8 protein-coding genes are annotated in these 10,903 nt (G+C 67.3%); 4 read left to right on the top strand and 4 right to left on the bottom strand.

The features are described 5' to 3' along the window. The first annotated feature begins 243 nt into the window (after positions 1-243). On the top strand, positions 244-1,011 hold the full coding sequence (locus Q7T09_RS16825) for a DUF2189 domain-containing protein (RefSeq protein ID WP_304701275.1): 768 nt from the start codon (positions 244-246) through the stop codon (positions 1,009-1,011). Positions 1,012-1,228: 217 nt separating this feature from the next. On the opposite strand, the gene Q7T09_RS16820 is transcribed toward Q7T09_RS16825, so the two are convergent. Next, positions 1,229-1,627: a hypothetical protein gene (locus Q7T09_RS16820; RefSeq protein WP_304701273.1), complete on the bottom strand. Its 399-nt coding sequence runs from the start codon at positions 1,625-1,627 to the stop codon at positions 1,229-1,231. 78 nt (positions 1,628-1,705) lie between these two features. Next, positions 1,706-2,572 carry an alpha/beta fold hydrolase gene (locus Q7T09_RS16815; protein WP_304701271.1) on the bottom strand — a complete coding sequence of 289 codons (867 nt, stop codon included), beginning with the start codon at positions 2,570-2,572 and terminating at the stop codon, positions 1,706-1,708. A 391-nt stretch (positions 2,573-2,963) separates the two neighbouring features. On the opposite strand from Q7T09_RS16815, the gene Q7T09_RS16810 reads away from it, so the two are divergent. Together Q7T09_RS16810 and Q7T09_RS16805 are read left to right on the top strand one after the other, a co-directional pair. Next, positions 2,964-6,167, top strand: coding sequence for a hypothetical protein (locus Q7T09_RS16810; RefSeq protein ID WP_304701269.1), 3,204 nt, complete (start codon positions 2,964-2,966; stop codon positions 6,165-6,167). Between the two features lie 353 nt (positions 6,168-6,520). Next, positions 6,521-8,257, top strand: coding sequence for an alpha/beta hydrolase (locus Q7T09_RS16805; RefSeq protein WP_304701268.1), 1,737 nt, complete (start codon positions 6,521-6,523; stop codon positions 8,255-8,257). Positions 8,258-8,296: 39 nt separating this feature from the next. Here Q7T09_RS16805 and Q7T09_RS16800 read toward each other — a convergent pair whose 3' ends face one another. Then, a complete protein-coding gene (locus Q7T09_RS16800; protein WP_304701267.1) occupies positions 8,297-8,719 on the bottom strand; it encodes an RcnB family protein in 423 nt (140 codons plus the stop codon). A 65-nt stretch (positions 8,720-8,784) separates the two neighbouring features. Continuing rightward, positions 8,785-9,399 (bottom strand): metalloregulator ArsR/SmtB family transcription factor, encoded by a 615-nt coding sequence (locus Q7T09_RS16795; protein WP_304701266.1) that lies wholly within the window; start codon positions 9,397-9,399, stop codon positions 8,785-8,787. A gap of 74 nt (positions 9,400-9,473) precedes the next feature. Here Q7T09_RS16795 and Q7T09_RS16790 point away from each other — a divergent pair, with 74 nt between their 5' ends. Further along, positions 9,474-10,865 (top strand): MFS transporter, encoded by a 1,392-nt coding sequence (locus Q7T09_RS16790; protein WP_304701265.1) that lies wholly within the window; start codon positions 9,474-9,476, stop codon positions 10,863-10,865. The last annotated feature ends 38 nt before the right edge of the window (positions 10,866-10,903 follow it).

The raw sequence follows: 10,903 nt of genomic DNA, 5'->3' as shown, positions 1-10,903 counted from the left end.
CGCCCATCCGGACGGCCCGCGGCCAGCCCGGCCGTCTTGTCCGCTCCCTAGCAGCTTTGGACGTCGGATCGGAGACGGAAATAAGGAGGAAGTGCGCAGGAATGTCACCGGTGGCGCAAGTTTGGGCGTTGGGCCGGCCGGCCTCGGCTCCGCCTTGATCTGGCTCAATGCGCCCGCCGCCCTCCGCACCCGACCCTGACCGCGCCGGCGCGCAACGACGCGATCGGTATAGGGGAGGAAACCATGGCGTCATCGGGCGGGCTGCCGCGCGTCAACAGGATCGGCGTGGGCGCGCCGTTCCGCTGGCTGGGGGGCGCCTGGAAGGACCTCTGGCGGGCCTGGCCGCCCCTGTTGGCCTACGGCCTGGCGCTTGCGGCCTTCAGCCTCTGGATCAGCCTGAGCTTCGTGGCCACCGGCGGCGCCTTCTGGGTCTTCGCGCTCACCTGCGGCTTCGTCTTCGTGGCCCCCATGCTGGCCATGGGGCTCTACGAGGCCGGCGCCCTGCTGGCCCGGGGCGAGAGGCCGACCCTGGCCCGCATGCTGTTCGTGCCCCGGGCGCTCTCGGCCGACGTCGCCATCCTGGGCCTGGCGCTCTTGATGATCTTCTTCTTCTGGCTGCAGATCGCCCAGATCGTCTACGGCCTCTCGACCTGGGTCATCTACCGCACGGTGGAGACCCTGGCGGCGTTTGCGCTCACCACGCCGGAGGGCCACCGCATGCTGATCGCCGGCTCGCTGATCGGCGGCGCCATCGCCTTCCTCACCTATGGCCTGGTGGTGGTCTCGGCCCCCATGCTGCTGGACCGGGAGACCAGCGTCTTCGTCGCCACCATCACCAGCTTCCGCACCGTGGCCGCCAATTTCGGGCCGATGATCGTCTGGGCCCTGCTGATCTCGGTCCTGACCCTGTCCACCGTGCTCACCGGCTTCCTGGCCCTGGTGATCGTCTTCCCGTGGCTCGGCCTCGCCACCTGGCGCGCCTATGGGGAGCTGGTGGAGGCGCCGCCCTGACCTTCCGCGCCGCCAGCCACAGCTCGGCGATGATCAGGCCCAACTCCGTCATCCCGGCCGTAGCGAAGCGAAGAGCCGGGACCCAGGGGCCGTAGCAATCCCCCCTGGGTCCCGGGTCTCCCTGCGGTCGCCCGGGATGACGGCAGATGTTGAAGGCTGAGGATGCGCGCCCGCAAGAGGAGAGGGAGGCCCCTCACGCCCTGACCCTAGGCAGGCCCTACGGCGTCACGGTGATCCGGTAGCCCGGCGGCAGGCCCTTCAGGGTCGCGGCCACGTCGCTGGCCTGCTCGATCCCGAAGGCGGCCAGGCCGGCGTTCTTGCCGCCGCACTCGGCGCTCTCGCCGGTGTCGCGTCCCGAGCCGGTGGCCGCCCCCACGATGCGGGGTTCGAAGACCTGGTTGAGCCCCAGAAGGTCGGCCTCGATCAGCCGCTGGAACTCGGTGCGCCGGCCGCCGTCCAGCTCGTGGCAGCGGCCCTCCCAGATCCAGGCCGCATAGGCGACGGCGAAGACGGTGAGCGCCCCGATGGCCCGGTCCTGAGGCGTCTTGGCCTCCTGCGCCGCGGCCGGCCCGGCGAGGAGCGCGAGGACAAGACCGAGGCAGGCGAGACGGCGCATGGCGTCCTCCACGGGTTTCGCCCAGCCTATACCGGCGGCGTCCTGTCGTCGAACGCTGTTATCTCTTCACGCCGCGCTCTACGCCGCCAGGAAGCTCTCCACCTCGGCCATGAAGGCGTCCAGCCGGTCGTGATGCACCCAGTGGCCGGCGCCCTCGAAGTTCACCAGCCGGGCGTTCTGGAAGTGGGCGATCCGCCCGTCGACCACGGGGTCCGAGGCCCAGGACTCCGCCCCGCGCACCAGCAGGACCGGGGCGGTGATCTGTCCCCACAGCCGGTGCTGGTCGGCGTGGGACAGGCCGCCGACGCCGCCGCCGGTGTGGTTGTCGAATTTCCAGCTATAGGTCCCGTCCTCGTTCTGGTTGACGCCGTAGGTGGTCAGGTGACGCGCCTGGTCCGGGGACAGGTGGGGGTTCTGCTGCGCCATGCGGGCGACGGCCTCGTCGAGGCTGGCGTAACGGCGTGGGGTGCGGCCGGAGTTCTTGCGCCGGTCGTCGACCCAGGTCCGCAGGCGCTCTTCCACGGGGCGCCTGGCCTGCTCGGCCATCATGGCCGGCGAGGGGCCCAGGCCCTCGATGGCGACGATCTTCCTCACGCTGTCGGGAAAGGCGCCGCAATAGTTCAGGGCGATCCCGGCGCCGAGCGAGTGGGAGATGATCGTGGCCGGCGCCATGCCCTTCTGATGGATGATCTGGGCCAGGTCATAGAGGTAGGCGGCCTGGTCGTAGCCGCCCCCCACCGCCCATTCGCTGTCGCCATGGCCGCGCAGGTCCGGGGCGATCACGTGATAGCGGTCGGCCAGCCGCTGGGCGACCCAGTCCCAGTTGCGGCAGTGGTCGCGGCCCCCATGCACCAGCACCAGCGGCGGCGCCCCCTCATTGCCCCAGTCGACATAGTGCAGCCGCAGCCGCTGCGAGACGTAGAAGTGGGACGTGGGGCCTTCCATGACGATCTCCGCACCAGGGAGGTGCGGGCTTAGCACCCGGCGGGGTGGAAGGGGCAGGGGGAATTGGGGCGCGCGCAATGCCTGGCGGAGACCGCAATGGGCTCTTAGTCACCGTTGGGAATGTCCGGATTCGGGTTTGAGCCTCGACGCTGGCCAACGGCACGTTCGCGGCGCGGACCCAACGGGGAGCATCGACCCAAGTCAGCCATCGGAGGGGTCCGCTTAGCGCGGGACCATTGGGGCATCCGCCACGTCAACGAGGCAGGGTTCGACGTCACTCGGTAGCTCGTCATAGGAGCGAATGACGCCACTTTTTTGAGGCGTCTGGAAATTCGACTGGGCGCGTTCTATCTATGTTCCAAAGATTCGCAGCAACAAAGGGAAGGATAGAATGACGACCGACACGCCTTCGCCCTCCGAATTTATGCGGAAACTGCGACCCGAGAACTACTCGGATACCACCGAGCGGACGACCTTTGTCATCGAGGGACCGGTGCTCGATCACCACCTCGACACCATTACCTCTCGAAATCAAACCCAGGACTTCGAGATATTCTGTCGGAAATTATGCGAGCGGGCGATCTGTCCAAACCTGCGGCCTCAGACCGGACCGGATGGTGGTGGGGACAGTAAGGCCGATTCCGAAACACTCCCGATCGCTGACGAACTTGCGACGCTTACCTACGTGGGTGACGCGAATGCAGGCAGTGAGAAATGGGCCTTTGCCTTCAGCGCCATGAAGAGATGGGCTGTTAAGGCGCGCAAGGACGTAGAGGGGATCGCCGGAACCAAGCGAGGCTACAAGCGGGTCTTTTTCGTCACGAACCAGTACGCGAAGTCAAAGACGCGCGCGAAACTAGAACAAGACCTAAGTGCCAAATTTGGTATCGAGGTTACCATCCTCGACCGCGCTTGGATAATGAAGGAGGTCCTCGAAAATGATCGGGGAGACCTGGCCTTCAACTACCTCCATGTCGGGCAGGAGGTGACGAGCACGAGCCGTCTCGGGCCGGCCGACTACTCCAAAACGCTACAACTTGAGGAGCTTGAAAAGGGCCTCAGCGACCCAAGCCGGTTCACCGGAATGCGGCTGCAGGAGGTGACCGAGGCGCTTTTGGCTGCGAAGTATTCGAGGTCGCTCGAACGCCCGAGAGTGGAAACGGACGGCCGGTTTGCGCGGGCAATCCGATTGGCTGAGGCTCACGGAACTTATCGCCAGAAACTTGAGACGCGATACGAGGCACTTTGGACCGCTGTCTGGTGGTTCGACGACGTCGATCTGGTGATGTCAGAATATGCCGCGTTTGAAGCGTTGGTCATCGACGACAACAACGCGCGCAATCTCGAATTCCTATCCAACCTTCTCCAGATGCTTTTCAACGCGGTGGCCAATCAGGGTTACACACCGGAACAATGCGATTTGGAGGCTCGGTCTGCGCGCCTCCAAGCGCGCCTTGGGGTTGTCTCAGGCGACCTAAGCCGCCCCAACAATGCGCTTGAAGCAAAAACCCTGCTCATTCTTGGACGCCTGAACCTCGCCGTCGTTCACAGAGATCCGGAGGGGATCGCACGAACGTGGCCAGAGCTGTCCCAAGTTCTGGCTACCGCATCCACGCTCGGTGAGTACGACGCCAAGAAGCTCATCAAGCTCATCGATGCTGTAAGCCGGGTGGGAGAAGATGACCCGGCCTATGGCGCGCTGGTCGAGGAGGTCGCTGCTTTTGTGACCGAGCGGACTGGTTCGGCGGAGGGCGCGCGCATCCTACTCAAAAGGGCCCAGCAGCTTGATTTCGAGAACCATGTTGATCGCATACGTCTCCTCGGCCGAGCCGCACGGCAGCTCACCAAAAAGGAATATGCCCCCGAGCTGATATCTGCCCTCCAACTCCTGGCGGTGGCCTATGCCCGCGCAGGCTTGTTCTGGGCGGCTCGGGCAAGCTGCATCTTCGCCGCGGCGTCGATTGTCGTGGATAGCGAAGACGGCGAAATGAACGTCGGTCTTGTGCCCACTCTCACGATCCTCACTGGGATTACGCTTGAGTTGCGCCATTTGCCCGACACGCTTCAGGCCATCCAGCTTCTGAATGGGTGTCTGGCAGGGATGCCTTTGTCAGAGGAATCGAAAGCCACGCTCTCAGAGCGTCTCACGGAGTTCGATCTCACCTTGGGCAGCAATTTTCTTAGCCTTCATCCGGAAGATTTGAGCCGGCTGACGGACCTGCCAGATATCCTTGAACGGCTTGGCATGCACATGGCGCGTTCGTCTCTGCTCTATGCGCTTGGGCATGAGGAGGTTCTGCGAGCCGACGGCTCGATTCCCGAGGATGAGACTGACGAGGGGGTTTCGACCATGTTCTCGACGCTGGCCAGCCAGCCAGTGTCGGACGACATGCGCGGTCCACTTATCACCAACGAAGGCGGTGAGCAGAGCTTACAGACCACCGTCCTGGGCGTCGAAGTGGAAGTGTCATTTACGGGTACAACCACTTCAATTCTTGTCGCAGAAGCAGCCCTGGCAGCGATTGAAGCTTGTTTCGCAACCGCCTTCGATCTTCGAATTCACCCGCACACTGAGCGCTACCACATCACCCTCGTGGAAGATGAAGCGGTCAGTGCGCCGGCGTTCGAGCCCGATCTAACAAACCAAACAGCGCGGCTGGTTTGGCCCAAAGGATTATCGCCCGCATCCTACGTTCAAGGTGCCGACACGGTCGGCATCCTGATCGATATCGCGCTTATCACGATGATGTCGACGTGCGTGGTGCCAGATGCTGATCAAACGATGGATCGGCTGGCGAAGGACGAAGGGGTGCTTGACCGCATTGCCATGATCCAGGTCACCGCGACGAGCTACAATCGGCTGTTCGCTGATGATATCGCCCGGCTGACCGATTGGGCAAATCTCGTCGAAACTTCATATCCACTGCTTGAAGCTCGGCCCACAATCGCCCGCATCGATCTTCGCAGTCTCGTCGAGGGAAGTGGCGATCAGCCTGAACTTGATCCCGAAGACTTCCGGAAGAACCCCAACCATCGCGACCTTCAAGTCCACTCCGTCATCGACTACAATTTGTGGAATGGTGCCGGCTGGACGGGTACGGCGTATCTCACCGGTGGGGGACAAACTCCAGGCGTCGCGCTCATGTTCACCGACGCTGACGCGGCGAAGAACATATTCCGACGTTGGCTTGAACGCTTCGGCGAGGTCGATAGCGAGGAGAGCATCTACCTGTCGATCATTCGGGACATCTCCCCGACGGAGCCCACCCACTACACGGTGATGATTTCCTCACGACAGGGTGCCGACAAGACACCAACTCGTAGCGGAGCAATGGTGCTTGCCCGCCACATGCGGATGCACCCTGAGACAGACGCCAACCTAACTCGGTTTCTCTCGGCATACGAAGCGGCGGGTGAATATCTGCTCCAACCCGCAATCCCAGAGAACGGACAACCGAAGTTGCTTCCTGAGCTAGGAGTTCTGAAGCGCGCCCTCACAGTGATATCCGCCAAAGATGTCGGTCCAACCGACATTGAGCATATGGTTGTGTCGTCAAAGGCCGAGCAGAATCCCAAAGCCGGCGACGAAGCTTAGGGCTCCGCCCTCGGCGCACTTCGGATCGGCTTCCACCCAGCTTCAGTCGCGTTGCTCCTTGCAGCCGGGTCCCTGGGACGGATTGGTTCGATGTGACCTGCCTCGGCGGCTCCCTCGAGGTTGTTCTCGACTGACGAGCGTCCGCAATCCGTCGTTTCTCCCCGCTGGGGCCCGGGCCAAAACTCGCTGTTCGCGGCACCGCGGCCCGGCGGGTTTGGACGGCGAGTTTCCGTCGGCGTCTTAACTTCTGCTGATGGCGCATCTCGGCCCCGCCCGCCGATCCCCGCCCCCACTTCCCCAACCTCCCCACCGCCCCCATAGTCCTCGCCACAACCGTCTGGGGAGGCGACCACATGCTGCGCAAATGGGGGCTGCTGGCCCTGGGCCTGATCCTGATCGTCGGGGGCTCGGCCCTGGCCCACGTCGTCCAGACCACCCACGGCGTCACGGTCACCGACGTGCGGTTCCCGGGCGAGAAGGGGGTGGTGATGAGCGGCCTGCTCTATCGCCCCGCCACCGCCACGGCGGCCCGTCCGGCGCCCGGCGTCCTGGCCAGCCACGGCTATATCAACACCCGCGAGATGCAGAGCCCCTTCGCCATCGAGCTGTCGCGGCGCGGCTTCGTGGTCCTGGCCATGGACATGACCGGGCACGGCAATTCCGGCGGCCCGGTGGGCAGCCAGGGCTTCGGCGGGCCCGCGGCCCTGCGCTATCTGCGGGGCCTGCCCTTCGTGGACGCGCGCAATATCGGCCTGGAGGGCCACAGCCTGGGGGGCGGGCCCGTCGTGGCCGCCGCCGAGGCCTATCCCGGCGGCTACCGGGCCGTGGTGCTGGAGGGCTCGACCCCGGCCATCGGGGCGGTGTTCGGCCAGGGGGCCAAGGCCCCCTTGCGCAATCTCGCCGTGGTGTTCGGCCGCTATGACGAGTTCGCCCCCCTGATGTGGCAGGTGGCCAAGGGCGCCGACGTGGCCCAGTCCAAGTCGCTGCAGGCCCTGTTCGGCTCGGCCGGCCCCGTCGTGGAGGGCCGCGTCTATGGCGACCCGGCCGCCGGGACCGCCAAGGTGCTCTACAATCCCGGCGTCACCCACCCCTGGGAGCACTTCTCCTCGGCGGGCGTGGGCCACGCCGTGGACTGGTTCCAGGCCAGGCTCGCGGGCGCGGCGCGGCCCCTGCCGCCGGGCGACCAGATCTGGATCTGGAAGGAGGTCGGCACGGGGGCCGGCTTCCTGGGCTTTGTCCTGCTGTTGCTGGGGACCTTCCAGGTGCTGATGGCGACGCCGGTGTTCGCGGGGATCGCCCATCCCGCCGAGCCTGCGGCGAGCGAACGCGACGGCCGCTGGTGGCTGGCGGCCATGCTGACCGCCGTGGTCCCGGCGGCCACCTTCTTCACCTTCATGGAGTTGGGGAACCTGTTCTTCCCCATGCGGCTGTTCCCGCAGTTCATCACCAACCAGCTGCTGGTCTGGGCGCTGCTCAACGGGGTCCTGACCCTGGGGCTGGGGCTCTTCCTCAAGGGCGGCAAGCCGGCCTTCTCCAACGCCTGGCTGCGCGGGACCCTGATCGGGATCGCCACGGTGGCGGTGGGTTATCTCGCCCTCGTCGCCGTCGACGCGGTGTTCAAGGTGGACTTCCGCTTCTGGGTCCTGGGGCTCAAGCCCCTGGACGGCCCTCACGCCCTGATGGCTCTGGCCTATCTGCCGCTGTGGACGGCCTTCTTCCTGGTCTCCCTGCGGGCGCTGCACGCCAACCTGGCGATCAAGGGGGAGGGCGCGGCGCGGGCCTACCTCACCGGCGCCCTGGCCATGAGCCTGGGCTTTGTCCTGCTGCTGGCGATCCAGTACGCCAGCCTGTTCCTCACCGGCCTGCTGGCGGTGCCGCAGCAGCCCCTGAACACCATCGTGGCCATCCAGTTCGTGCCGCTGCTGGCGATGGTGGGGGTGATCGCGGCCTTCACCTACCGGCGGACCAATTCCTATGTGCCCGGGGCGGTGATCTGCGCCCTGGTGATCTGCTGGTACGTCACGGCGGGGACCGCCACCCACTGGTCGCCGGAGTTCAAGCTGCCAGGGGCGGCGGCTAGGTCGAACTAGGCCAAGGCCCTTCCCCTGGCGGGGAAGGGCCGGTCTGGCTTAGCGGATGAGGGCCGAGACCACCTCGGCGATCACGCCGTTGCGGGTCTGGGCCAGGTAGTACTGGTTGTCGACCTGGACCCAGCGATAGCCGGCCGGCGGGGCGCGCAGGCGGTTGGCCTGCGGATTGGCCACGTAGTAGCGCGGGGCGATGTAGCTGGTGGGCAGGCGCTGGCCCTGGCGATACAACTTCTTGTACTGGCCAGGGGGCATGCCGCCCGGCTTCTTGGCCAGACCCGGCGGGGTCCAGGCGCCGCCGTGATGGTCGTCGCCCTCGTAGTGTCGGCTGTCGTGGCCCTTGGCGTGACCCTTTTCGTGGCGTTCGCCCTTGCCGTTTCCGTGGCCGCCGGGATCGGCCTGGGCGGCGAGGGGCGCGCCGAGCGCGAGGCTGGCGACGGCGGCGGCGGCGAGAAGCGTTTTCATTGGATATCCTTCGAGGCGGTCCCTCAGGCCACCCCAACGCCCCGCCCGCCCATAGGCTCCCCGACTCAGGCGGCGACCCGGTAGGCGCAGCGCCGCGCCCCGGCCAGGATGTGCTCGGTCCGCTCCACCCGCGCCGGGGCCAGCAGCATCGCAAACAGGGCCAGCTCCGAGCGGCAGAAGCCCTGGCAGGCCGCCGCCGCCGCGCAGATCGGGCAGTGGTTCTCCACCAGCAGGTAGGAGCCGTCGTCCTGCCGCGACCACTGCGCCATATAGCCCTCGGCGGCGCGCAGGGCGGCCAGACGGGTGAGGCGGTCCTCCAGGCCGGCGTCCCCCACCGCGATCCTGTAGCCCTCCGCGATCGCCTGCTCGCGGCGAGCCACCAGGCGGTCCAGGCCCGTGGCCCCGAACTCCTCGCGCACCGCCTCGATCAGCTCCACGGTCATCTGGGCGTGGGTGTCGGGGAAGCGGCCGTGGCCCTTGTCGGTCAGGGACCAGGTGCGCCGGGGCCGGCCCACCCCGGCCCGTTCGGTGACATGGGCGGCCAGCCCCTCGGCCGCCAGCTTCTCCAGGGCCTGCCGCGCCGCCTGCCGGCTGACGCCCGCGCGCTGCGCCAGGGCCAGGGTCTGGCTGGGGCCCCGGGTCTTCATCGCAAACAGCAGGTCGTCGGCCAGGCTTCTCATTTGACAATCAATCTATTGCAAATCCCCGCCGCCCCGTCTACCCATCGCCGCCAGACCCCGTTGAGCCTGTCGACATGAAACCACCCCCCACCCCGGATGGCGGCTGGGCCGACGTCCTCGGCGAGGGCCGGGCGCCGCGCTTCATCCTCATCTGCCTGGGGGTCTGGATCGGCGCCGCCGACAGCCTGGTCACCGTCACCATCATGCCCAGCGTCGGCGCCGACCTCGGCGGCTACGCCTATTTCGGCTGGGCCACGGCGGGCTATCTGCTGGGCTCGGTCCTGGCCGGCGCCAGCTCTGGCCTGCTGGCCCAGCGCTTCGGCCTGCGCCGCGCCACCGCGGCCGCCGCCCTGCTCTACGCCCTGGGCTGCGGGCTGAGCGCCGCGGGCCCTGACATCACCAGCTTCCTGGTGGGCCGCCTGCTGCAGGGGATCGGCGGCGGCTGGGTCACCGGCTTCTGCTCGGTGGCCATCGGCCTGCTGTTCCCCAACCGCCTGCTGCCCCGGGTCTACGCCGCCATCACCGCGGTCTGGGGAATCGCCAGCCTGGTCGGCCCCATGATCGGCGGGGTCTTCGCCGACCTGGGCGTCTGGCGCTGGGTCTTCTGGTTCTTCGCGATCCAGGCCGTGGCCGTGGCGGTCGCCGCCTACGCCATGCTGCCCCGGGGCGAGGACGGGGAGGGCGGCTCGGGCGTGGCCTGGGGCCAGCTGGGCCTGATCGCCGCCGGGGTCGCGGCCATCGGCGCGGCCGACATCGCCGGGACCTTCGCCCGCTCGGCGGGGCTGACCGCCGTGGGCGTCGCCCTGCTGCTGGCCATGGTCTGGCTCGACGAGCGCGCCGTGGTCCGCCTGCTGCCCCAGGGCTCGGGCTCCCTGCGCACCATCCCCGGGTCCGGCTACGCCAGCATGTTCCTGCTGACGGCGGCCTCCATGGGATTTTCCATCTACGGTCCTGCGATCCTGCAGCAGCTCGCCGGTCTGTCTGCCCTGACCGCCGGCTATGTGATCGCGGGAGAGGCGGCGGCCTGGACCCTCGCGGGTCTGGCCGTCGCCCATCTCACCGGGCGCTGGCCGGGACGCATGATCCTGATCGGCGCGGTCTGCGCCACCGCCGGGGTGGGGGCCAGCGCCCTGGTCTTCCCCACCGGCTCGGTGGTGGGAGTGGTGCTGGCCGGGGCGGCCCTGGGGGCGGGGTTCGGCCTCTCCTGGGCGTTCATGAGCCAGGCCATCCTCGGCGCCCTGCCCGACTCCGAGCGGGCGATCGGGGCCGCGGCCATGACCACTGTGCGCCTGACCGGCTCGGCGGCGGGCGCCGCTGTAGCCGCCGCGGTGGCCAATCTGGTGGGCTTCTCCCACGGCCTGACCGACGCCACGGCGCGCTCGGCCGGGGTCTGGGTCTTCGTCGCCGCCCTGCCGGTGGCCCTGGCGGGCCTGTGGACCGCCCGGCGCCTGGCGTCCTACCGCTAGAGCTGGTCCAGGCCGTAGGCGGCGTGCAGGGCGCGGAC

The organism is Phenylobacterium sp., assembly GCF_030645195.1.
GTDB lineage: Bacteria > Pseudomonadota > Alphaproteobacteria > Caulobacterales > Caulobacteraceae > Phenylobacterium.
The sequence above is the reverse complement of the archived record's forward strand: the minus strand, read 5'-3'. Positions and strand labels throughout refer to the sequence as shown.

Coding starts and splice junctions, on each gene's coding strand:
- Q7T09_RS16825 (WP_304701275.1), top strand. CDS start 244: ATGGCGTCATCGGGCGGGCTGCCGCGCGTCAACAGGATCGGCGTGGGC.
- Q7T09_RS16820 (WP_304701273.1), bottom strand. CDS start 1,627: ATGCGCCGTCTCGCCTGCCTCGGTCTTGTCCTCGCGCTCCTCGCCGGG.
- Q7T09_RS16815 (WP_304701271.1), bottom strand. CDS start 2,572: ATGGAAGGCCCCACGTCCCACTTCTACGTCTCGCAGCGGCTGCGGCTG.
- Q7T09_RS16810 (WP_304701269.1), top strand. CDS start 2,964: ATGACGACCGACACGCCTTCGCCCTCCGAATTTATGCGGAAACTGCGA.
- Q7T09_RS16805 (WP_304701268.1), top strand. CDS start 6,521: ATGCTGCGCAAATGGGGGCTGCTGGCCCTGGGCCTGATCCTGATCGTC.
- Q7T09_RS16800 (WP_304701267.1), bottom strand. CDS start 8,719: ATGAAAACGCTTCTCGCCGCCGCCGCCGTCGCCAGCCTCGCGCTCGGC.
- Q7T09_RS16795 (WP_304701266.1), bottom strand. CDS start 9,399: ATGAGAAGCCTGGCCGACGACCTGCTGTTTGCGATGAAGACCCGGGGC.
- Q7T09_RS16790 (WP_304701265.1), top strand. CDS start 9,474: ATGAAACCACCCCCCACCCCGGATGGCGGCTGGGCCGACGTCCTCGGC.